The organism is Paenibacillus nicotianae, assembly GCF_042681745.1.
GTDB lineage: Bacteria > Bacillota > Bacilli > Paenibacillales > Paenibacillaceae > Saccharibacillus > Saccharibacillus nicotianae.
Window position 1 is genome coordinate 1 of record NZ_JBHUGF010000009.1, and the last position, 22,970, is coordinate 22,970.

Annotated in this window: 23 protein-coding genes and 2 other annotated features (1 of these 25 running past the window's edge); all 23 genes read right to left on the reverse strand. The window is 39.5% G+C overall.

What is annotated here, in order from left to right; all coding sequences use genetic code 11:
- Window positions 1-193 precede the first annotated feature (193 nt).
- A complete protein-coding gene (pheA, locus tag ACFSGI_RS03135) occupies window positions 194-1,072 on the reverse strand; it encodes a prephenate dehydratase (protein ID WP_204826676.1) in 879 nt (292 codons plus the stop codon).
- A complete protein-coding gene (gene thrB / locus ACFSGI_RS03140) occupies window positions 1,069-2,064 on the reverse strand; it encodes a homoserine kinase (RefSeq protein WP_204826677.1) in 996 nt (331 codons plus the stop codon). Before thrB ends, pheA begins: the two co-directional genes overlap by 4 nt.
- Window positions 2,065-2,111: 47 nt before the next feature.
- Window positions 2,112-3,401 carry a homoserine dehydrogenase gene (locus ACFSGI_RS03145; RefSeq protein WP_204826678.1) on the reverse strand — a complete coding sequence of 430 codons (1,290 nt, stop codon included), beginning with the start codon at window positions 3,399-3,401 and terminating at the stop codon, window positions 2,112-2,114.
- Window positions 3,402-3,512: 111 nt separating this feature from the next.
- Window positions 3,513-3,950, reverse strand: a complete 438-nt coding sequence (locus ACFSGI_RS03150) for an ACT domain-containing protein (protein ID WP_204826679.1) — start codon at window positions 3,948-3,950, stop codon at window positions 3,513-3,515.
- A 115-nt stretch (window positions 3,951-4,065) separates the two neighbouring features.
- Window positions 4,066-5,235, reverse strand: a complete 1,170-nt coding sequence (locus ACFSGI_RS03155) for a DUF418 domain-containing protein (protein ID WP_204826680.1) — start codon at window positions 5,233-5,235, stop codon at window positions 4,066-4,068.
- Window positions 5,236-5,427: 192 nt separating this feature from the next.
- Window positions 5,428-6,738, reverse strand: a complete 1,311-nt coding sequence (gene obgE / locus ACFSGI_RS03160; RefSeq protein ID WP_204826681.1) for a GTPase ObgE — start codon at window positions 6,736-6,738, stop codon at window positions 5,428-5,430.
- Between the two features lie 10 nt (window positions 6,739-6,748).
- Entirely contained in the window at window positions 6,749-7,600 is an 852-nt protein-coding gene (locus tag ACFSGI_RS03165; protein WP_379282416.1) for a Spo0B domain-containing protein, read from the reverse strand.
- Between the two features lie 179 nt (window positions 7,601-7,779).
- On the reverse strand, window positions 7,780-8,091 hold the full coding sequence (gene rpmA / locus ACFSGI_RS03170) for a 50S ribosomal protein L27 (protein WP_204826682.1): 312 nt from the start codon (window positions 8,089-8,091) through the stop codon (window positions 7,780-7,782).
- Window positions 8,092-8,107: 16 nt separating this feature from the next.
- Window positions 8,108-8,443 (reverse strand): ribosomal-processing cysteine protease Prp, encoded by a 336-nt coding sequence (locus tag ACFSGI_RS03175; protein ID WP_204826683.1) that lies wholly within the window; start codon window positions 8,441-8,443, stop codon window positions 8,108-8,110.
- Window positions 8,444-8,456: 13 nt separating this feature from the next.
- On the reverse strand, window positions 8,457-8,768 hold the full coding sequence (gene rplU, locus ACFSGI_RS03180) for a 50S ribosomal protein L21 (protein WP_204826684.1): 312 nt from the start codon (window positions 8,766-8,768) through the stop codon (window positions 8,457-8,459).
- Between the two features lie 14 nt (window positions 8,769-8,782).
- Window positions 8,783-8,868: a sequence feature (ribosomal protein L21 leader region), on the reverse strand.
- Between the two features lie 56 nt (window positions 8,869-8,924).
- Window positions 8,925-10,172, reverse strand: a complete 1,248-nt coding sequence (locus tag ACFSGI_RS03185; protein ID WP_204826685.1) for an Rne/Rng family ribonuclease — start codon at window positions 10,170-10,172, stop codon at window positions 8,925-8,927.
- Between the two features lie 145 nt (window positions 10,173-10,317).
- Window positions 10,318-11,463 (reverse strand): FtsW/RodA/SpoVE family cell cycle protein, encoded by a 1,146-nt coding sequence (locus ACFSGI_RS03190; RefSeq protein WP_204826686.1) that lies wholly within the window; start codon window positions 11,461-11,463, stop codon window positions 10,318-10,320.
- Window positions 11,464-11,469: 6 nt separating this feature from the next.
- Window positions 11,470-12,264, reverse strand: a complete 795-nt coding sequence (gene minD / locus ACFSGI_RS03195) for a septum site-determining protein MinD (protein WP_204826687.1) — start codon at window positions 12,262-12,264, stop codon at window positions 11,470-11,472.
- Window positions 12,265-12,267: 3 nt separating this feature from the next.
- The gene (gene minC / locus ACFSGI_RS03200) at window positions 12,268-12,942 is read right to left on the reverse strand and encodes a septum site-determining protein MinC (RefSeq protein WP_204826688.1); all 675 of its coding nucleotides are present in this window, start codon (window positions 12,940-12,942) and stop codon (window positions 12,268-12,270) included.
- 111 nt (window positions 12,943-13,053) lie between these two features.
- Window positions 13,054-13,584, reverse strand: a complete 531-nt coding sequence (gene mreD, locus ACFSGI_RS03205) for a rod shape-determining protein MreD (protein ID WP_204826689.1) — start codon at window positions 13,582-13,584, stop codon at window positions 13,054-13,056.
- Complete coding sequence (mreC, locus tag ACFSGI_RS03210; RefSeq protein ID WP_204826690.1) at window positions 13,584-14,456, reverse strand: rod shape-determining protein MreC; 873 nt, start codon at window positions 14,454-14,456, stop codon at window positions 13,584-13,586. Before mreC ends, mreD begins: the two co-directional genes overlap by 1 nt.
- Before the next feature lie 60 nt (window positions 14,457-14,516).
- Window positions 14,517-15,551 carry a rod shape-determining protein gene (locus tag ACFSGI_RS03215; RefSeq protein WP_069325512.1) on the reverse strand — a complete coding sequence of 345 codons (1,035 nt, stop codon included), beginning with the start codon at window positions 15,549-15,551 and terminating at the stop codon, window positions 14,517-14,519.
- A gap of 40 nt (window positions 15,552-15,591) precedes the next feature.
- Window positions 15,592-16,281, reverse strand: a complete 690-nt coding sequence (gene radC / locus ACFSGI_RS03220; RefSeq protein ID WP_204826691.1) for a RadC family protein — start codon at window positions 16,279-16,281, stop codon at window positions 15,592-15,594.
- A 28-nt stretch (window positions 16,282-16,309) separates the two neighbouring features.
- Window positions 16,310-16,912: a Maf family protein gene (locus ACFSGI_RS03225; RefSeq protein ID WP_204826692.1), complete on the reverse strand. Its 603-nt coding sequence runs from the start codon at window positions 16,910-16,912 to the stop codon at window positions 16,310-16,312.
- A gap of 42 nt (window positions 16,913-16,954) precedes the next feature.
- Entirely contained in the window at window positions 16,955-17,197 is a 243-nt protein-coding gene (locus ACFSGI_RS03230; protein ID WP_204826693.1) for a DUF4321 domain-containing protein, read from the reverse strand.
- 171 nt (window positions 17,198-17,368) lie between these two features.
- Window positions 17,369-18,754, reverse strand: coding sequence for a UDP-N-acetylmuramate--L-alanine ligase (gene murC / locus ACFSGI_RS03235; protein ID WP_204826694.1), 1,386 nt, complete (start codon window positions 18,752-18,754; stop codon window positions 17,369-17,371).
- A gap of 5 nt (window positions 18,755-18,759) precedes the next feature.
- Window positions 18,760-20,136, reverse strand: a complete 1,377-nt coding sequence (locus ACFSGI_RS03240) for a bifunctional folylpolyglutamate synthase/dihydrofolate synthase (protein ID WP_204826872.1) — start codon at window positions 20,134-20,136, stop codon at window positions 18,760-18,762.
- 10 nt (window positions 20,137-20,146) lie between these two features.
- A complete protein-coding gene (locus ACFSGI_RS03245) occupies window positions 20,147-22,816 on the reverse strand; it encodes a valine--tRNA ligase (protein ID WP_204826695.1) in 2,670 nt (889 codons plus the stop codon).
- Window positions 22,817-22,878: 62 nt separating this feature from the next.
- Window positions 22,879-22,970: a binding site (T-box leader), on the reverse strand (it continues 169 nt past the right edge of the window).

The following is a 22,970-nucleotide window of genomic DNA, read 5'->3' on the forward strand; positions in this document are numbered from 1 at the left end:
TGAAGTGTTTTTTCAAGTTGTTTTCGTATGATGTTTTGCTTGTGTTGTCGTTCGTTCGTGACAACTTTTATAATATATCATGGTTGAATTTATTTAGCAAGCATTATTTTAGAATTATTTTTAATAAGTAAAATAGCATACCTCAAAGGTACCTATATACCTTGAAGTATGCTATTTATTCGGAGCAATTATATTACTTGGATACTAGGTTGTATTCAAAGCAAGGATATGACCCCAGTACTCTGACCTGACAACCCAACGCTATAATTTCCTCTATCGCAGCCGTTAACAAAATCGAATCTTGAGGCGCTAACACATCTAAATAAAAATAGTAGCTTCCTAACTTCTTCTTGGTTGGACGAGATTCGATGCGCGATAGATTTAACTTTCTCCAAGAGAATGTTGCTAGTACTTGATGGAGTGCTCCTGCAAAGTCTTCCGATAATGTAACTAATATACTTGTCTTGGTATGATCTTCTGCTCGCTCAATATGAACAGGTTGTGCTCCTATTAATACAAATCGTGTGTAGTTATTATCATGATCGGTCACGCGATCTGCTAGTATATCAAGATTATATCGAAGCGCTCCTAATGAGGTTCCGATTGCAGTCCATCCTTTACCTGCGTTTTTGCTCACCATTTCTACTGCTTCTGCGGTACTACCTACATGCTCTAACTCTGCATGAGGCATTTCTTTTCGTATAAATTGAAGACATTGTGCCATTGCTACAGGGTGTGATAATACTTTCTGCACTCTACTGTAATCAAGTTCATTCTTTTCATTACTAAATTCAGCACGGTTACCAATCAAATTCTGAATAGATGGATACACCCATTCTGCTTGCATTGGAATATCGACTTCATGTACAAGCCAATCCATATGAAGGCTTACGGAACCTTCGATTGTATTTTCGATTGGAATAACGCTGTAATCTGTTTTACCTTCAGCGGTTGAAAGAAATACATCTGCGATAAGTTTATGATGGGAGATCTCGATTTCTTGTTCTCCTAGTAGATGAAGAAGTGCTTCATGTGAAACTGATCCAGATGGTAAAGCAGCTATACGAATCATAAACGTACTTCTCCTTTGATTACATCCATGAATGAATGAGATTCTATATCATCATAGTATATTACACCTTCATTCACAGGCTTGAGCCACATAGCCTGTGCAGTGATTCCTTGCACTTGCATGGTATCTAACAGATATTGCTCCAGTTGTTCTTTCTGCACTGAATGACGATCTACAAAAGCGATCATTGTAGGCCCTGCTCCACTAAGTGCTATACCTAATGCTCCTTGCTCTGTAGCTTGCTCTAGAATCTGTTGCATTCCGGGTACAAGAGAAGCACGATACGGTTGGTGTAGTCGATCTTGCATCCCTGTTTTGATCATGTCGAGTTTGCCTAGTGATAATGCTGCTACCAATAATGAGCTACGGCTGATATTAAATATAGCATCTGCTACAGATAAACCGGTTGGTAATACTTCACGAGCTTTGGAAGTCGATAGTTGAAAATCTGGAATAACAACCAATGTCTCCAAATCTTCTGGTGGAGTAATCTGGATACAATTAGCTTCTTGCCCGTCCCATGTCGCTACCACTATCCCTCCATATAAAGAAGCTGCTACATTATCAGGGTGTTTTTCAATAGAAGTCGATATATTTAAAATATCTTGATCTGTTAAAGGAAAACCAATTAAAGCATTAGCTGCACATAGTCCACCAACAAACGCCGATGCACTACTTCCCAATCCGCGTGTCAGTGGAATATCGGAGTACATCGTAATTTCTAAATCAGGAATAGTTACTTGTGCTTTTTGAAAAACCAATTGTGCCATTTTGTAGATCAGATTGCTTTTGTCTGTAGGAATACCATACAGTTCATCACCTAATAGTGTGATTTTGGTCTGTGTGGACACTTTCATCTCAATCCAGGAATATAAATTGACTGCCATTCCCAACGTATCAAATCCTGGCCCTAAGTTAGCAGTACTTGCTGGTACAGCCACACGTACGGTATGGTTCTGCCACTGTTCTCGTTTAGTGTCTTGCTCTATCATAAGCTATGACTCCTTACTTAAAATGTATTCAACGGCTCGGTAGACTATTAAATATCTTCTACGCGATATACACTTTTGATTCGTTGAATAACATCCAACTGTTCAAAATGTTTAAGTACTTTGTCCATATTGGCTTTACTTGCTTTGTGAGTAATGATGATAATTTCTGCATCTGGATTATATTCATTCGGTTGTTGAACAACAGAAGCTAAACTTACGTCATATTCTGCAAAAATCTGTGTGATTCGAGCGAGTACGCCAGCTTTATCGTCTACATGAAGCAAAATGAAGTTTTTGTAAAAGATTTGTTCGTCGCTTTGTATCTTCTTCGTCTTATAAGGAACAATCGCTTTAAGTCCATTCACGCCTAATTTAAGATTTTTGATAACAGCGATTAGATCAGCTACGATCGATGTTGCTGTTGGTAATTCTCCTGCACCTGCTCCATAGAACATCGTTTCCCCTACAGATTCACCATGTACCACAACTGCATTAAATACACCATTTACAGAAGCGATTGGATGTGACTGCTTAATCATCGTCGGTTGTACACTGATTGTAATATGTTCATCCTGACGATCAGCGATACCAATCAACTTCATTTCATAGCCTAAATTTTTGGCATACGTAATATCGTCTTTAGTTACTGAAGAGATACCTTTAACACTTACGTCGCTCAAATCTACATTTGTACGGAATCCAAGTGTACCGAGAATCGCCATTTTGCGTGCAGCATCCAAACCTTCTACATCACCTGTAGGATCAGATTCTGCATAACCTAATTCTTGAGCTTCTTTAAGCACATCTTCATAGGAAGCTCCTTCTTGACTCATCTTGGTTAAAATGTAGTTAGTTGTTCCATTCACGATACCCATGATTTTGATAATACGATCTGAAGAGAATCCTTCGATCAGTGTACGAATAATAGGTATACCGCCTGCTACACTGGCTTCATAAAAAACATCACATTGCTTTTCTTGAGCTTTGGCTAAAATCTCTGAACCATGCAATGCCATTAAATCTTTATTCGCGGTCACGATATGTTTGCCAAGATTTAAAGCTTCTAATATATATTCTTTGGTCTGTTCTATACCACCCATAACTTCTACAATAACATCAATCTCAGGATCACGAATGACTTCCCACGGATCTTCTGTTAGTTTGGAAGGATCGATCTCAATATTGCGTAGCTTGTCTATATTTTTTACAGCTACTTTGCCAATTATAATAGGAGATCCTACCTGACTACTTAGATCTTCCTGATTTCCTTCTACGATACGCACTACTCCTGTACCTACTGTACCAAGCCCAAGCAATCCTACTTTTACTGGTTTCATATGTTGTTTCCCTCCTGGAACTATTCATTAGCAAGCTTTTATCATAGGATATTTATTTTATTGTAGCTTATCCTATATTGCTTCTAGATTAAAGTAGATTCACTGATAAGATTATCCTTGACCGGTAATTCGAATTTGTTTGACACCCGGAACATTTTCCATCGCTTCTACCATCGTTTCCAAATCTTCTGTTAAACGAGAAATCTCTACCGAGAGTACAACATTCGCTCGACCTTGAAGAGGGATACTTTGATGAATTGTTAATACATTCCCACCATATTCTGCCATCAGACCAAGCACATGAGACAAAATACCAGAACGATGCTCTAAATCAAATGAGATTGTAATAATCTGATCTTTTTCCAAACGATTAAGCGGATGAATGCCATCTTTGTATTTATAAAAAGCACTTCGGCTTAAACCAACTTTTTCGACTGCTTCGTTGATTGTCCGAGTCTCGCCAGCAGCAAGCAATTCTTTAACACGCATCGTTTTGATCACTGCTTCTGGTAAAATATCTTCTCGTACTAAATAATAGCGTTCTTTCACAACGTCCTCTCCTCAAAGACTCATGTATTCATATAGTGGACATTATAAAGTAACCTTTGGTGTTAGGCAACTATATCGATAATAAAATAGTTATTTTACCTCTGAATTTTGTTTATTATGATTTTTTAATTTTACGAAAAGGAGGTATTTGTAAATTGGTTCCTATTCTCCACAGCCACTCAAAAGGGCCATAATTGAATAGTTTCAACCAGTAATGACTTACGATCATTTGTATAATAAAAAACACTATAGCCATCAAAACAACATACGTATAATTGATTGATCCAATCCAACCTAAAGAAGCGAAAATAGTTTTGCCACTTGCGGTAAATATCGAAACAAATACAAGAGATTGCATCAGATAGTTACTGAATGCCATCCGTCCTACAGGAGCAAAATAAGAAAGCTTGGTCGCGATCCGACCTTGTCTACTACCCAGTAAAATAATAATAAATATAGCACCCACAGTCACTGCAAAATTAAAAAATGAGCTACCTATATAAAAAATAGAAGATCCTGCTTGTATGATCTCAAAATTAGAACCGATTTTCCCCAGTAATCCTACAAGTAGCAGGATACTACCTAAGATCCAAAAACGTCTAGGATACAATGGGATTCTGGTAAATATCTGCTTGCGATAAGCAACCATACCAAATAAGAAAAATGGAAGATGTTGAATCGCTAGTCCCCATTCGGTAAGGCTTGAAAATATATATTCATTTGTGTATACGAGATCAGGTTGAGGAAGTAATCCGACTCCTTGCATAATCCAGTAATCAGGCATATACCACGCATAGCTAAATAAAGATGATCCATATTCATTCATTACGGATGACATAATCACAAAAAGTAACGATCCAATAATCATTAGCCATACAGGTTTTATGCGAACAAAAAGAAGAAGCATCAACCCATCTAGTGCATACATAAATAAAATATCACCTGCCCAGATACCAAATAAATGGACAGCTCCAAAAACAAGTAAAATCAACATGCGACGAAGTAATAACATATAAGGTCGAACACCTTTTTTAACAGCAGCATCATAAATCAGTAACATACTGACTCCGAACATAAACGAAAATAAAGGACGACTGCTATCTCCAAACAAACTATGGATCAATTGGTACAAGAAATAGCTAAACGTTCCTTTATCTCCAATATGTGCTTCTGTAAACGATAATAAATTACATAGAAAAATAGCGAATAATGCGATACCTCTCATTTCATCTAAAATAGTAATACGGGCAGTTGGTAATGGATTGTTCGATGATATAGTATTCATAACTTCTCCTTTATTCTTCATTTAGCGTTAACTATAGAACTCGTTTTTTATTATAGGAGAAGTTCTGATTTCATTTTTCTCAATTTAGAATCAATCTGGACGCAAAATTGTCATGAGTACACCAAATAATGACATAAAAAAACCGGACATATACGTTCTATGTCCGGTTCTATATGATGATTTGGATTGAGTTTAGAAGTAACTACTACCTTCAACAAATTCAAATTCAAGTTCGCCAATACGTACAAGCGTACCATCTTTTGCTCCCCGTTTACGCAGTTCACTATCGACACCCATATGACGAAGTGTACGTCCTAGTTTGAGAATAGCATCATGAGAGTTCAACTGCATCCGTTTCATCATGTTCTCAATCTTAGTACTTTCCACAACAAAAGTATCGTTCTCGCGACGAATAATAAAGCCATCGTCTTCTTTCTTTTCTAACGTATATACTTTACGTTCTGCAATTTGTTCTACTTCTTCTATAGCCACAACGTCTGGTAATTTATCAAGCATATCGACTGTTTTGTAAAGCATTTCTTGAATACCTTGACGAGTTAAGGCAGAGATTGGAACAATTTCAATATCTGAACGAACTTCACGTACTTTTTTAGAAAACTCTTCTAAGTTTTCTTGAGCTTGAGGGTCGTCCATTTTATTGGCTGCAATAATTTGTAAACGATTTTCTAGTTCTGCATTGTATAATTTTAATTCTTCATTAATTTTCTGCCAATCATCAAAAGGATCGCGTCCTTCTGAACCGGACATATCTACCACATGAATAATAACACGAGTACGTTCTACATGACGTAAAAATTCATGACCAAGTCCTATGCCTTCATGTGCACCTTCTATCAATCCAGGTAGATCAGCCATTACAAAACTTCGTCCATCTCCTACATCAACTACACCTAAATTAGGAGTGATTGTTGTAAAATGGTATGCACCAATCTTAGGTTGAGCAGCAGATACTACAGATAACAATGTAGATTTACCTACACTTGGGAAGCCGACTAACCCTACATCAGCCATTACTTTCAGTTCAAGTACGATATAACGTTCTTGTCCTTCTTCGCCATTTTCAGCAATTTGAGGAGCAGTATTCGCAGCCGTAGCAAAACGAACGTTACCACGTCCACCACGTCCACCTTTAGCAATAACGATCTCTTGACCATGACGGGTCAAATCTGCTATCACTTCGCCGGTATCATCATTCAAAATGACTGTACCTGGAGGAATACGAACAATTGTATGTTCTGCATTCGCACCATGCTGACTTTTGTTACGACCTTTAACGCCACGTTCGCCTTTAAAATGACGTTGGTAACGGAAATCCATCAATGTTCGCAAACCTTCATCTACACGAAAAATGACATCTCCACCGCGTCCACCATCGCCACCTGCCGGGCCGCCATTAGGTACATATTTTTCACGACGGAAAGAGATAATACCATCTCCACCGTCACCGCCTTTTACATAAATCTTCGCTTTATCTACAAACATGATTACACCTCTAATTTTTAGAATCCACTAACACTTGCAGAGAAATGGAGGCAGGATCTTCTTCCGTTCGAGTTGCTGTAATCTCTGTATCTTGAACGATCAAGTTCACAGCTTCCCAGACTCCATCAGGATTAGGATACTCTTCTTCTGGCTCAAATATAAAATGAACTGCTCCTTCATATTCGCTAACCATCAAAAATAGTGTGGGGCACTCACCCCAGGACGATCCACCAAATTGCTCATATGCAGAGACCGTCTCTTTGATGACTCGGGTCAATTCCTCACTCTGTTCCGTTCCCAATCGATCTGCAAGCTTGATTCCGTCACTTAATTCGACTTCTAATTGAATCGAACGGTTCACTGCTCTAAAAGATTGTAAATAAAAAACAAGGGAATGGATACCCAGTTTGGAAACGCGACTCTCTGCTAGCATTTGCTCTTTAATTCTTTCCACACATTCCACTTGCTTATCACGTTTACCTAATTGAACATAACCATACAATAATTGGAGTTCATTCATCCAGTCATGGCGATGATGACTTAAAGCATCAACTGCTACTGCATAGACTTCATCTAATTCGGTATGAGCTTGATCGATGGCTGCACGTTGTTTTTGATGTTCTGCTTGATACTGTTTCTTTTTCACAGCCATTTTGGATTGTCCGTTATGGTATTCTCCAAGTTGCACTTGCTCACGCTTTTCATAAAAATGACGTGTGTATTGTACACCTTTTGCATAGGCTGCAACAATCCATATGCCGAGTACAATGTAAGCAATCCAGGATTGCGTCCAATAAGCAATAATTAATGGGATGATAATAGAAATAAGTAACAGCGTGGGTACTTGATTGGATTGCTTCATGGTCTCTCTCCATTCTTTCAATGGCTTTTTAACCAAGAACAAGTATAACATATAGCGCAGAATTTTATGACATTATTATACTAAAAATTACTTTAACGTCCAACTTATATGCAAATATAATAAGCCCCCGGCACATCAAGTACCGGAGGCTTATCTAATCTAACCTATCAGGTTTATGATTAATTTTCGATTGCTGCTGCTACTGGTGCAACGTCAACCGGGTAGACGCTCACTTTTTTACGGTCGCGGCCCCAACGTTCAAATTTAACAACGCCGTCCACTTTTGCAAATAGTGTATCGTCTTTACCGATGCCTACATTAGTTCCTGGGTGAATTTTTGTACCGCGTTGACGGAACAAAATATTACCACCAGTTACGAATTGTCCATCAGCACGTTTTGCTCCCAAACGTTTGGACTGTGAATCACGTCCGTTTTTTGTGGAACCTACACCTTTTTTCGATGCGAATAACTGCAAATTAATTTTTAACATGTGGTCTACCTCCTTCTTACGAGATTGTGACTTGCTTTATTTTTATATACTTATCATATTCATCTTCAATTCCAATAAGAATAACTTGCATAGATTCGAGTAACAGTTGAATCTGTTCAACATTTGCATTTTCCGAAAGCTTCGGTAAACGCGCACTTAGAAACCCGTCTTTCATTCTTGATTTCATGATTACTCCTGTTAAAGCTTCGACTGAGTTCACTATTCCGATTGTAATAGCGGAAACAGCAGCACAGACAATATCTTCACCAGGATCGGCATAGCCGGCATGTCCTCGGGATGAAAAACCATCGATTGTACCATCTGGTCTACGTTCGATACGTACGATAATCAATTACCGCACCTTCTTATGCCTGGATTTTTCCGATAGTTACTTTTGTATATGGTTGACGATGACCTTGTTTCACGTGATAGTTCTTCTTAGGTTTGTATTTGTAAACTACAACCTTAGCTCCTTTGCCGTGTTTCTCGACAGTCGCTGTTACAGAAGCACCTTCTACCAACGGTAAACCAGTTACCAAACCATCTTCTTTAGATACTGCTAGAACACGGTCGAAAGTTACGCTGTCGCCATCATTAGCGTCCAACTTCTCAATGAACAATACGTCGCCCTCTTGAACTTTGTATTGTTTACCACCTGTTTCGATAATTGCGTACATTTGAATTGCACCTCCTCATGTCTCAGACTCGCCTAATGCAGGTGTCATACGTTATAAAACGTATAAGCTTGTGACCCCATCGGAGCGGTTACAGCATGTGAAAAGCTTATGAACCAGACACATACTTGACTATTCTATCACAGCCATTTTAAGAAATCAATCTTTTATCCATGATGCTATTTTACCAGTTCCCTGACAGACTGTACAAGTCTCATAAGAAAAGCCACCTGTTTCTTCACGAACCTTTTTACGAGTCAATTCTAACAGACCCAATCGTGTCCAGCCTACAATATGCGTTTTGGTTCGATCTCTTTGTAAAATCTGTTCTAACGCTTCTACCACTGATCGGCGATTCGCTTCATTATCCATATCTATAAAATCAACAATAATGATTCCACCAGTGTCTCGTAATCGAAGTAAACGCGCAATTTCTGAAGCAGCTTGAAGATTGGTCTGAGTCACTGTATCTTCCAGAGTAATGCCACCTGTAAATTTACCAGTATTCACATCAATCACTGTAAAAGCTTCCGTCTGATCCCATACGATATAGCCTCCACTTTGCAACCATACTTTACGTTGAAAATCGCGATGCAGTTGTTCGTGTATATTCATCGCATGGAATAAAGGTTCTTTCTCCGTATAAATAGATACTGGTGGATATACTCCAGTCGGAAGTAACGTTTGTAGAAAACGGATCGCAGAAGTCGCTCGCTCCTGATTATCAATAATCAATTGGTCTTGTAGCGGATTAAACACATCACGAATTAATCGCTCTACCATCCCTAGATCACGATGTAGTTCTGCTGGCGCTGACTTCTGTACAAAAGATTCACGAATATGTTGCCAGTGTTGTCTTAATGTATTCAGATCATTGGTAATCGCTTCGTCATTTTCTCCTTCAGCTACAGTACGTAAAATAAGCCCTTCTTCGCCTTGCTTCAGATGCGAGCCTAATTGACGTAATCTTGCTCGTTCTCCATCTGTACTGATCTTTTTGGATACAGCAATATAGTCAGCTTCAGGCATATACACAATCCAGCGTCCTGGCAACGAATAATGAGTTGTAATCCGTGCCCCTTTGTTAGCATAAGGTTCTTTGGTTACTTGTACCAAAATTTCTTGACCGGGTTTTAATAAATCAGCAATACTTGGTTTGACTTTAGGTTGTTTATCTAAATGAGCATGCAAAACATCATCAATATATAAAAAAGCATTTTTCTTCTGACCGATATCTACAAATGCAGCTTGCATACCCGGCAGAACGTTCATAACTTTTCCTTTATAAAAACTTCCAGCGATTCCGCTACCTGAAGATTGTTCCGAAGCAAACTCGACTAATTTGCTATCATCAAGCAGTACCATACGTGTATCTTTGACCCCACAGTTTACAATCATTTGCTTCACTCTATGTTCCACCTCTATCTCTCATCAAGGCTACTATTTATCTCACGAACTTTATAGGTTCCCTTGATTCCTAGACGTTATCTTCAAGTAAAAAGTTTCATGATTACTACAGTGTTAACAAAAAACCGGCACCTCCCGGTACCGGCTATTCTAATTCGTATTTTTCTTGATAAATCTTAATACTCAGTACAAGACCGATACTAAACATATTCAAAAGCAGTGAAGTACCACCGTAGCTAATAAAAGGTAACGTGATTCCTGTAATAGGCATCAGACCAATCATCATACCCACATTTTCAAAAATCTGAAATACGAACATGCTGACAATTCCGATAATAATATATGAACCACGCCGATCATAACACTGCAAAGCAATCAAAATCATCCTGTAAATAAGTAAGAAATACAGCAATAATAATATTGATGCTCCGATAAATCCAAATTCTTCACCAATAACCACAAAAATAGAATCTGAATATGGATAAGGTACAAATTTATTATTTTTCAATTGTCCATTCATATAACCATCGCCTAGCAAACCACCTGATCCGACAGCAATCAGTGCATAACTAGATTGATGCTTATCATCATCAGAAGCTTGCGCCGGGTCTATAAATGTATTGATCCGTTGATACCAGTGTAACTTACTATGGCTTTCTAAATAATCGTGAATCTGTGTATTAAATGTTGTAAACATTACTACAACCAATATAAGTGCACCTACAATGGTGGTTAATCCAATTAATACATGCGTATATTTGGTATTTCCAATCCACAACATACCTACCAGTATGATCAAATAAATAATCGCATTTCCTAAATCTGGTTGAATCAAAACAATCAGAAAAGGTACCAATGCGATAAAAGCCGTTGGTATCAGATCAGAACGAAATCGAAGAGGATCTCCGTCTCTTTTACTTAACATATGAGCCATCGTTAAGATAAGCACAATTTTGACCATTTCAGCAGGTTGAAACTGTAAACCTCCTGGAAAAGCATACCAGCTTTTGGCACCATTAATCTCTGATCCAAACGGATACAGTAACAATAGCGAAAGTAATCCTAAGCCATACAAATACCAGTGTTTGCGTAATAAGATACGATAATCAAATATACTCACTGCAAATAAAACAACAAACCCGATGACATAGAAAATGATCGTCCGCGTATCATAGCCCTGAAACTTGGGATCAGGAGCAATTGCACTGCGCACGATCAACGTGCTAAACACCATAAAAATAACGAGTAAAGTAATAATACCCAAGTCTAGCTTTTTTAGCTTGTTAAGCAAAATCGATCAACCCATTCCAAAAAACTTCTTAAAGCGAGTAAATGCACTTTTCTTTTGATCTAGTGGCATCAAAGGAACTGTGTCTCCTAGAATACGACGAGCAATATTACGATAAGCAATCGCTGCTTTGGAATCAGGATTCATTACTGTAGGTTCACCCGAGTTCGCAGCTTTAATAACCATTTCATCATCCGGTACAACACCTAGAAGATCAATATTCAGCACTTGTAATACTTCATCAATATCCAGCATATCTCCTGATTTCACCATACTTTGACGAATACGGTTGACAATCAATTTGGGTGCTGTAATATGTGAATTTTCAAGTAATCCGATTACTCGATCTGCATCACGAACAGAAGCATTTTCGGGTGTGGTCATAACGATCGCCTGATCTGCACCTGCAATTGCATTTTTGAATCCTTGCTCTATACCTGCCGGGCAATCAATCACTACATAGTCAAAGTCTTTTTTGAGTTCCAAAATGATCTCTTTGACTTGTTCTGGTGATACTGAATTTTTATCTTTTGTTTGCGCAGCTGGAAGCATATACAACTCGTCAAACCGTTTGTCTTTAACCAGTGCTTGATTTAAACGGCAACGACCGTCCGCTACATCACAAAGATCATAAATAATACGGTTTTCAAGACCCATCACAACATCCAGATTACGTAGACCGATATCTGTATCTACCAGACAGACTTTTTTACCAAGAAGCGCGAGCGCGGTACCTATATTAGCAGTAGTGGTTGTTTTTCCAACTCCGCCTTTTCCTGAAGTGACGACAATAGCCTCTCCCATGTACTACACCCCTTTGAACACATTGAAATCCCGACCAAGTCGAGCAATATTAGCCATTTTATCAATCTTCATGATCCCGTCCTGCAAATAAGCAAATTCCATATGAGATTCTCGACTTTCACCTTCATCTGGCGGACGACTAATCATATCCGCTATCCGAATCTGTGTAGGTGAGAAAAAAGAAGCAGCGATCACAGCTTGTTCATTTCCATCTATACCTGCATGAGCCATTCCACGAAGTGCTCCCAAAATATAGATATCGCCTGTACTAATAATCGTCCCCCCTGCATTAACATCGCCTAGAAATAGAACGGTTCCTTCATGATGAAGTACCTGACCCGAACGAATCATACCGCTGATCGTTTTGACCATATGCTTTTCTGGCAAAGGTGCTACTACAGGTTCCTCATGTGGAGAATCAAAAGAACGCACAATCAGATTTCCTTTTTGACTAAGTATATCTAGCAATGTATCTTTTTGTTCATCTGTAATTTCCCGATTACCTAATTTCATATCAATATGAACTAGCGGGCCTGTTAAAATATTTTGATGACTATGTTCCAGCTTGTACGTCAGTTCTGTCACAAGGTCATTAAATTCACATTGATCATCAAATTGAAAAATCAATCCATCTTTGATTCCTTTGATGGTTACATATCTTGATGATTTTACAGCCATTCACCTGTCACCCCCACCTTACTATCAGTTCGTGCTAGTCGCGGGATTTTCCTGCTCCATCCGCAAATTAAGCAGGAACTGAATGTTTCTGCATGTGGGAATATTGTACTTTTACTCATCTTCGGCAGCCCGTTTACGCAACTTGGCTACTTTCTCCAGTTGACGACGAACAGGTACAAACACCAGCAAAGCAAATATAAAATGAAGCAGCAAATTCGGGAACATATAATGTCCTAACGCCCAACTGTAAGGTTCTCTAGTTAAACCAAATACCAAATAAAGTCCATACAGCATATTATCCAGTAACAAACTACCGATTAATACTACTGTCATCATCAGTGGATAAGGTGCTCGAGGAGATTGGAACAACAGCCCTAATACATAAGCAGATAGCCCCATAGAGAACGAATAAGCACCAATCATATCACCGTAAAATACAACATCATGCAACAATCCAAAAACCAATCCTAGCACAAGTGCTGTATGACGATGATAATAAACCGTTACAAACAAAATTAAAATATACGCTAAATGCGGAATCAATCTAGTATGCAAAACATCTGGAATCAGCCATGGCACAATGGTTGATTCACAGATAAATACTAGAAATAACAACAACAGCAATACGATACGACGTACCATTATTCCTGAGTCTCCTTGGTGTACACTACAAATACTTCTTTCCAGTCTTTAAAGTCTGCCGCTGGTTGAATTGTAGCTGTATTGGTCAATCCAAAATCACCAACTTGACGACTAACGACTTTACCAATAATCATGCCACTTGGAAATAATCCACCACTACCGGATGAAACAATCTCATCGCCTTTTTTGAGCGGATCATTTTCTTTAATTTGTGTCATTGTGAGCATTCCTGTTGCTTTATCATAGCTTTCTATCATGCCGAAAGATTCATTTTCTTTACCTACTACAGTAGCAGCAATCGCTTTGGAATTAGAATCCAGTGGATCAAGCGTCGTTAACAGCTTCACTGTTGAATGGAACGGACTTGTCTCACTAATAATTCCAACCATACCTTCTGTGGAAATAACAGGCATATCTTTACGTACCCCATCATTTTGCCCCAGATCAATTACAATTGTTCCTGTATCTGCATCTGTATCGACACTCGTTACATTTGCAATACGAAGATCAAATTGGTTTTGAGCAAGTTGCTGTTGCGTAAATTTAAGATCTTCTTTATAACGCTTATTGTCCTGTACTAATTTGTTATAACTCGCTTGTTGCAGTAAATACTGCGCAGCTGTTAACTTCAACTCTTGATTTTCCTCATAAAGGCTGTTCAAGTTGCCGATATCTTCAAACAAGCCCGCCATGTAAGAAGCGGGCTTGTAAAACACACCTTGAACAAAACCAACAGTATCACGGACGAACTTCTCAGGCCAGGACAAAGATGTACGATTCGTCAACGTAAATCCCATTAAAGCGATAAATAAAATGAGTCCTACAAGCAGGATAAACAGTTTCTTGTTACCCAGCAGTTTAAACAGTTTCAACACCCTCTTAATTAACGGTTTTTCTTTCCCTAGCAGGGGTTGACCATACCTGGCCGAAAATTAGCGTTTTGAACGAAGCGATGAACTACTACGTGATTTGAACAGGTGGATATTTTCCAATGCTTTTCCTGTACCGATCGCTACACAATCCAAAGGATTCTCAGCAACGATAACAGGCATGCCTGTTTCACCAGCAAGCAATTTATCCAGATTGCGAAGTAATGCTCCGCCACCTGTTAATACAATACCACGATCCATAATATCTGCTGCAAGTTCTGGTGGACATTTTTCCAACGTTACTTTTACAGCTTCTACAATAGCAGCTACTGTATCAGACAATGCTTCAGCGATTTCGTCTGAAGTAATTGTTAATGTTTTTGGTAGACCACTTACAAGGTCACGACCACGAATTTCCATTGTTTCTACTTTTTCAAATGGAGTTGCAGAACCGACTTCCATTTTCAATTGCTCTGATGTACGTTCACCAATCATCAAGTTGTATTGGCGTTTGATGTACTGGATAATCGACTCATCCATTTCATCACCAGCTACACGTACAGAACGACTTGTTACGATACCACCAAGAGAAATAACAGCTACTTCTGTTGTACCGCCACCGATATCAACAACCATACTACCTGTTGGTTCCCATACTGGAAGATCAGCACCGATTGCTGCTGCAAAAGGCTCTTCAATCGTGTAAGCTTCACGAGCGCCAGCTTGCTTAGTCGCATCTTCAACAGCACGTTGTTCTACTGCTGTAATACCAGATGGTACACAAACCATAACATTTGGATGTTGCGGGAACATCGAACGTTGTTTTTGAGCTTGACGTATAAAATATTTAATCATCGTAGCTGTTGTATCAAAATCAGCAATAACGCCATCTTTCATCGGACGAATCGCACGGATATTTCCAGGTGTACGACCGATCATTTTTTTTGCAGATTCTCCTACTGCTTCGATTGTATTCGTATCTGTACGAATCGCAACAACCGACGGTTCTCTTACGACAATACCTTTACCTCTTACATATACCAACGTATTTGCTGTTCCTAAATCAATCCCTAAATCTTTTGAAAAGCCACCCAACATAACTATTAACTCCCTTTCTTCCTAAATCTCGACTATTATATTACATTAAGCCCTGTTCCTTCAAACTTACGAATTTCATATCCCCAATCACAAGGTGATCCAGTACTTCAATTCCGATAATTTTGCCTGCATCTACAAGCCGTTTGGTTAGTGCTACATCTTCCGGGCTTGGTGTAGGATCACCACTAGGATGATTATGCGCAAAAATAACAGATGCACTACTACACTTGATTGCTGCTCGAAAAACTTCACGCGGATGAACAATAGACGCATTTAAACTACCCATCGATAAGGTTTCCTGGGAAATAATATGATTTTTCGTGTTTAGAAACAGACATACAAAATGTTCTTTTTGAAGATAACGTAATTGTTCAATCAATAAATCAGCCGCATCACGCGGACTGCGAATCGCTTTGACTTCTTCTTTACCGGTACGAGTAATACGTCTACCTAACTCGATGCCCGCTTTGATCTGAATCGCTTTGGCTGTTCCGATTCCTTTGATCTCTGTTAATTCTTCAATACTGAGATCAACCAGTTGCCGGATACTGCCTACTTGACGCATAATTCGGTTCGCTAAATGCATTACCGATTCATCTTTTGTGCCTGTGCGCAGTAAAATCGCTAGTAATTCTGCATGACTAAGCGCCTCTGCACCGTAATTCATCATCCGTTCCCGGGGTCTTTCTTCCAGTGGAACATCACGTAAAAGGTACTGTGGCGCCTCCATTAATATGTTCCTCTTCTCCACGACAGATTCAAATAATCTGCACACCAAATTGTTCCAACATATCGCTCAAAAGTGATACAGGCAATCCGACGACTGTAAAATAACAGCCTTCTATTTTATCGATCAACGTCGAACCTAGTCCTTGAATAGCATAAGCTCCAGCTTTGTCAGCAGGTTCACCGCTAAGTACGTATGATTGAATTTTGGAAGGGGTGAGCGGCTTCATATGTACAAGAGTTCGCCGGTATTCCACACGAGTTACGCCAGTAGAAGTATCGATACAAGCTACACTTGTGTAGACATAATGACTTCTTCCTTGCAAAGCATCTAACATTGCTACAGCTTCATCATGATCGCGAGGCTTGCCAAATATACGTTTATCCAAAACAACGATCGTATCGCTGCCTATAATAATACTATCTGTTACCTCGGTTATATAATGATATTGGACAGCAGTAGCTTTGCGCAGTGCAAGCTCTTTGACGACTTGTTCTGGTGACCAGTCTTCAGGCACCAATTCATCCGTATCACTGGGCAACACTTCAAATTCCAATTGTAAAGAGGTCATTAACTCCTTTCTTCTTGGAGAAGCGGACGCCAAAATGAGACGGCGTGTTGATTCTCTATTCATCGAAAGGTCCTCTCCTTTGTTTAAAAAAGTTAGATTGGTTCTTTACAGTTTGCGATATGCCCAAATACTAGCAACAATACCGATCAAACTAAGTAGACTCACTTTGAAATGAATATCGAGATGATAACGAATCATGTCTAAATTAGCGCTAGGCTCCCAATCAATCGTTGTCGATCGCGTGAGAAAAGATACTATCGCTACAGGTTCAAGTAAAGTGGCTACCCATGTGCCAATAAACCAGCCTAGCAATAAAAATAAAATAAGCATACCTGCATTCTTTTTCATTCTTATTTCTCCTGCCTTTAATTTGACACTTCATCATTATACGTTTATTCCCACATCAATACAAACAAAAATGAAAGTAACAATTTTTTGTAACTTATCGTCTTCATTTCGCAAACATTTTGTTATTATTCCAGTTAAAAAGACTGTCCGGAGACAGCCTTTTTGATCAACTTACTCTATTTTCTCTGTAGCTTGTAAATCAGCAGCAAGTGCTTCAGCGACTTTCCATATATCGCCTGCACCCATAGTGATCACAAGATCGCCAGGTTGAATACGAGTCGATAGGTCTGCAATAATATCTTCTTTTTGTGCAATATAACGTGCGCCCGCATTACTATTTTGCTTAATTAATTCAACCAGACGTGCAGAGTTAATACCTTCAATCTGCTTTTCGCCTGCTGGTGAATAAATATCAGCAATAATCACTTCATCGGCTCCTGTAAAAGCACGACTAAATGCGTCTAACAAAAAGAATGTGCGTGAATAACGTTGCGGTTGGAACACAGCAATCACACGTTTCCCTGTTGCTTGAGCTGCCACAATCGTTGCTTCGATTTCGGTAGGATGATGAGCATAATCATCAACGATCAAAATGTCTCTAGCATCACCGACTACTTGAAAACGACGCTTGGCACCATGGAATTGAACGATCGCTGCTGCAATCGCTGTGAATGAAATTCCTGCTTCCAGACATGAAATTACAGTTGCCATCGCGTTATATACATTATGCAGTCCTGGCACAGATAATTCAATCCGACCCAAATCTGCTCCTTGATACTGCATCGTAAATGAAATTTTGCGATCGCCTGGCTCGATATCTGTCGCTGTATAATCATTGTGTGACTCTACACCATAAGTGATCGTTGTGCCTTCAATATTCGGTATAATTTCACGAATATTTTCATCATCACCACAGACGATTGCTTTACCACCAGCTTGCAATTGGCTTAAAAATTGCACATAGGCTGCTTTGAGGTTAGCAAAGTCACCATCATAATTTTCAAGATGATCAGCTTCAATATTGGTGACTACTGCAATAGCAGGATGGTATTGTAAAAACGTTCCATCGCTCTCATCTGCTTCTGCAACGACATAATCACCTTTACCAGCTTTGGCATTAGTGCCCAGATTAACGATTTCTCCACCGATAATATATGTTGGATCGGTATCACATTCTTCCATCACCAATGCAATCATCGAAGAAGTAGTTGTTTTGCCATGAGCCCCTGCTACAGCTACACCTTTACGTTCATTAAGCAATCTTGCTAACATTTCAGAACGATGGATCACTGGGATATTGAGACGCTTTGCTTCTACCCATTCCGCGTTATCATCTGATAGTGCTGTAGAATACACTACCAGATCAGCACCATGAACTTGTTCTGTAGCATGACCTATATGAATGACTGCTCCTTTTTGTTGCAATTTCGCGGCTAACGCGCTCATTGCCATATCGGAACCTGTTACTTTGTATCCCATTTCAAGCATAACACGGGCGATGGCACTCATACCGTACCCACCAATCCCGATAAAATGTACATGTTCTGTCTTATTCATCTGACTCACCAGCCCTTTTCAGAATCGGTTTGATGCAAAAGAGTCGCTCTTACATCCGAAATTAAATACAGTGTTCCGGTTACGACCCCTAGATCTTCCCGTTCTGTTCGTGATTGAAGCAACTGAATACCTTGCCGCCAGTCACGCTCCACTATAACATTTACTTCTGTTCTATTCATTTCTTGTTGTAATTTTGCTACTAATTGTGACAATTGACCTGCATCCATTTTGCGTCGAAAATCAGGTTCTGTCAAAATAATTGTATCTGCAATAGATAGCAAATGTCTGAATACAGGCTCATGATGCTTGTTCTCTAACATGCCTACAAGCATATGAAGCTTCTTGTAATGATAAGTCTGCGGTACACTTTTGACAAGCATCGCTGCTCCTTCAGGATTATGTGCTCCGTCCAGTACAATCGTTGGCTCGCCAGGCATTTTCTCTAACCGTCCTGCCCAAAAAGTATGTCTAAATCCTTCTAGCAACAATTCATCGTCCAGTACAAAAGCTGAATATTGACGCAATACTTCTAACGCCATCATCGCTACTCCCGCATTGGCACATTGATGTTCTCCTTGCATCGAAATCGTAATATCCAATTCGCGAAAAAGGCCTTTATAACGGAACGTCTGCTCATGTTCATCACCGGATAAACGTTCTGCTGTGTACTGCTCACCTGCTACATAAAGTGTTGATTTACAGGCTGCTGCTTTGGCACGAAGTACTTCGATCACTTCCGGTTGATCTACACTGCTGACTACTGGAACGCCTGGCTTAATAATGCCGGCTTTTTCACTAGCAATCTGCTCTAATGTATCTCCTAAAATATCAGTATGATCATAACCTACATTCGTGATCACCGATACGATTGGATGAACAATATTAGTTACATCCAGTCTTCCCCCAAGCCCTGTTTCCCAGATCACGACATCAGGATAACACTCTTCAGCATAATACAAAATCGCAAGTGCTGTGGATACTTCAAACATAGTGGGCGATCCCAGTTCTGTCTGCGCCATTTGTTCTACTAATGGATACAGCGTATTTGCTAGACGACACAATGTTTCTTCTGGAATATCAACACCATTGTATTGAAAACGATTGGTGAATTTGGTGATATAAGGCGATGTAAATGTACCTACATCATAACCGCAATTTATCAAAACACTTGTTAAAAAAGCGCAAGTACTTCCTTTGCCATTCGTTCCTGCGACATGTACAAATTTGAGCTTACGATGAGGATTATTCAACAACTCCATGAGACCTTCAATCCGAGACAATCCCGGACGAATCCCAAAAGGAATTAGACCATTAATCCATTCCACTGCTTGCTCATAAGTGTGAAAAGGGGCTTGGTGCCCCTCTGATGTGCCATATTCCATCATGTTCACCTTACCCTTTCAATTCTGCGATTCGGGCAAGAACTTTTTCACGTTTTTCCGAATAATCGGCTTGTTTAGCACGTTCTTCTTCTATAACTTTAGCAGGCGCTTTGGCAACAAAGCCTTGATTAGCTAGCTTTTTGTCAACGCGTTCTACTTCAGACGTTAAGGTAGCTACTTCTTTTTCTAGACGAGCGATTTCTTGACCGATATCAAGCAGACCTGCAATTGGCAAATACAATTCTGCGCCTGTAATAATCGCTGTCATTGCTTTATCCGGTGCTGCTAGATCCAATCCAGATTGATACTCGGAAGTGTTGCTGAAACGACGAATATATCCTTCGTTGGATTGAATAATATCCAATGTTTTTTGGTCTTTGGCTTTAACCATCAATTCGATTTTTTTGCTCATCGGTACATTTACTTCTGCACGAATATTACGTACAGCACGAATCAAGTCGATTAACAGATTCATTTCTTCTTGAGCTGCTTTATTTTCTAAAGCTGGATCAAATTCAGGCCAAGCCGCAAGTGTAATCGTATTGCCTTCATGCGGCAAATGTTGCCAGATATCTTCTGAAATAAATGGCATAAATGGATGGATCATTCGTAATGTGCGATCCAAAACATAAGCCAGTACGGATTGCGTTGTTTTCTTCGCTACTGCATCTTCACCATACAATGACAATTTAGCAATTTCGATATACCAATCACATAGATCATCCCAGATAAAGTTGTACAATAGTCGACCTGTTTCACCAAATTCATAAGAATCGATTAGACGTGTAATATCACGTGCTGTTTCGTTCATACGATGCAAAATCCAACGATCTGCTGTACTAAGATCACCACTCAAATCGATATCTTCATAACGGAAGCCTTCCATATTCATCAAAGCAAAACGGGAAGCATTCCAGATTTTATTAGCAAAGTTACGTGCTTGTTCGACACGCTCTAGACGGAAACGTAAATCTTGTCCCGGTGTACTACTTGTAGACAACATATAACGCATCGCATCTGTACCGTATTGCTCAATCACTTCAAGCGGATCGATACCGTTACCAAGTGACTTGGACATTTTCTGTCCATCAGCAGCCCGTACCAAACCATGCATCAATACGTCTTTGAATGGAATTTCATCTGTAAATTCAAGTGCTGTAAAGATCATACGAGCTACCCAGAAATAGATAATATCGTATCCAGTTACAAGCAAATCTGTAGGGTAATAACGTTTTAAATCTTCTGTCTCATCCGGCCAGCCCAGTGTAGAAAACGGCCATAATGCAGAACTGAACCAAGTATCCAATACATCTTCATCTTGACGTAATGTTTTGCCTGCATGTTCAGGTAAATGACTTGGATCTTCTGTTGCTACAATAATTTCGCCTGTTTCTTCACAATGCCATGCTGGAATACGATGTCCCCACCACAATTGACGGGAAATACACCAGTCACGTACATTTTCGATCCAGTTCAAATATGTTTTTTCAAAACGATCCGGTACAAAGTTAACGCCTTTGCCTTCGTTTTGTGCTTGAATCGCAGCATCCGCAAGTGGCTTCATTTTAACAAACCATTGTGTAGACAAATAAGGTTCAACGACAGCGCCTGTACGTTCACTATGACCTACTTGGTGTACATGATCTTCGATTTTGATCAAAACGCCTGTTGCTTCCAAATCTTTAACAATCTGTTTGCGACAGTCACTACGATCCAATCCTTGATATTGTGCTGCATTTTCATTCATCGTGCCTGTTTCATCCATCACTACGATCTGAGGCAGATCATGACGGTGTCCCATTTCAAAGTCATTCGGATCATGAGCAGGAGTAATTTTTACAGCGCCACTACCGAATTCACGGTCAACATAATCATCAGCAATAATCGGAATTTCACGTCCGGTGATTGGCAATACTAGCATTTTACCAATCATATCTTTGTAACGTTCGTCTTTGGGATGAACGGCTACCGCTGTATCACCAAGCATCGTCTCTGGACGAGTCGTTGCTACAACAATATGCCCGCTACCATCTTGAAGTGGATATTGTAAATGATACAGATGTCCATTCACTTCTTTGTATTCTACTTCGATATCTGACAAAGCTGTACGTGCTTCAGGGTCCCAGTTAATAATGTATTTACCACGATAAATCAGACCTTTGTTGTACAACTTTACAAATACTTCACGAACCGCTTTGGATAAACCTTCATCCAATGTAAAACGTTCGCGTGAATAATCGAGAGAAAAGCCCATTTTCGCCCATTGCTCATGAATGTTAGCTGCGTATTTGTCTTTCCATTCCCATACTTTTTCTACAAACTTCTCACGTCCTAGATCATGACGAGTAATTCCTTCTGCACGCAGATTCTGCTCTACTTTGGTCTGTGTTGCGATCCCTGCATGGTCTGCTCCTGGAAGCCAAAGCGCGTCAAAACCTTGCATCCGTTTGGTACGTGTCATAATATCTTGCAATGTAAAATCAAGTGCATGTCCAATATGAAGCATACCTGTTACGTTAGGAGGTGGAATAACAATTGTATATGGCTTCGCATCAGGACGTTGCCCTGCTTTGAAAAAACCATTTTCCATCCAATAATCATACCATTTACGTTCTGCCGCTTTAGGATCATAAGTTGTCGGCATTGAAGTTGTTGCTTGATTCTCATGCGTATCTGCCATAGTAAATACCCCCATATTCATAGTCATTTTGCTAAAATTCTCAATAAAAAAAGCCCTTCGTCTCAAAGGACGAAAGGACTTAGCTCTCGCGGTACCACCTTTGTTTCGTCCATGCATAAAAAAGCCTATGAACGACACTCCGAGGCAGATAACG

Bases quoted from the DNA above. Each gene is read 5' to 3' on its own strand.
- ACFSGI_RS03245 (WP_204826695.1), bottom strand. From the start codon at position 22,816: ATGGCAGATACGCATGAGAATCAAGCAACAACTTCAATGCCGACAACT.
- ACFSGI_RS03165 (WP_379282416.1), bottom strand. From the start codon at position 7,600: ATGAAGCAATCCAATCAAGTACCCACGCTGTTACTTATTTCTATTATC.
- thrB (WP_204826677.1), bottom strand. From the start codon at position 2,064: ATGATAGAGCAAGACACTAAACGAGAACAGTGGCAGAACCATACCGTA.
- ACFSGI_RS03230 (WP_204826693.1), bottom strand. From the start codon at position 17,197: ATGAAAAAGAATGCAGGTATGCTTATTTTATTTTTATTGCTAGGCTGG.
- ACFSGI_RS03240 (WP_204826872.1), bottom strand. From the start codon at position 20,136: ATGGAATATGGCACATCAGAGGGGCACCAAGCCCCTTTTCACACTTAT.
- pheA (WP_204826676.1), bottom strand. From the start codon at position 1,072: ATGATTCGTATAGCTGCTTTACCATCTGGATCAGTTTCACATGAAGCA.
- ACFSGI_RS03145 (WP_204826678.1), bottom strand. From the start codon at position 3,401: ATGAAACCAGTAAAAGTAGGATTGCTTGGGCTTGGTACAGTAGGTACA.
- minC (WP_204826688.1), bottom strand. From the start codon at position 12,942: ATGGCTGTAAAATCATCAAGATATGTAACCATCAAAGGAATCAAAGAT.
- murC (WP_204826694.1), bottom strand. From the start codon at position 18,754: ATGAATAAGACAGAACATGTACATTTTATCGGGATTGGTGGGTACGGT.
- radC (WP_204826691.1), bottom strand. From the start codon at position 16,281: ATGGAGGCGCCACAGTACCTTTTACGTGATGTTCCACTGGAAGAAAGA.
- rpmA (WP_204826682.1), bottom strand. From the start codon at position 8,091: ATGTTAAAAATTAATTTGCAGTTATTCGCATCGAAAAAAGGTGTAGGT.
- rplU (WP_204826684.1), bottom strand. From the start codon at position 8,768: ATGTACGCAATTATCGAAACAGGTGGTAAACAATACAAAGTTCAAGAG.
- obgE (WP_204826681.1), bottom strand. From the start codon at position 6,738: ATGTTTGTAGATAAAGCGAAGATTTATGTAAAAGGCGGTGACGGTGGA.
- minD (WP_204826687.1), bottom strand. From the start codon at position 12,264: ATGGGAGAGGCTATTGTCGTCACTTCAGGAAAAGGCGGAGTTGGAAAA.
- mreD (WP_204826689.1), bottom strand. From the start codon at position 13,584: ATGGTACGTCGTATCGTATTGCTGTTGTTGTTATTTCTAGTATTTATC.
- ACFSGI_RS03225 (WP_204826692.1), bottom strand. From the start codon at position 16,912: ATGAATAGAGAATCAACACGCCGTCTCATTTTGGCGTCCGCTTCTCCA.
- ACFSGI_RS03155 (WP_204826680.1), bottom strand. From the start codon at position 5,235: ATGAATACTATATCATCGAACAATCCATTACCAACTGCCCGTATTACT.
- ACFSGI_RS03215 (WP_069325512.1), bottom strand. From the start codon at position 15,551: ATGTTGGGTGGCTTTTCAAAAGATTTAGGGATTGATTTAGGAACAGCA.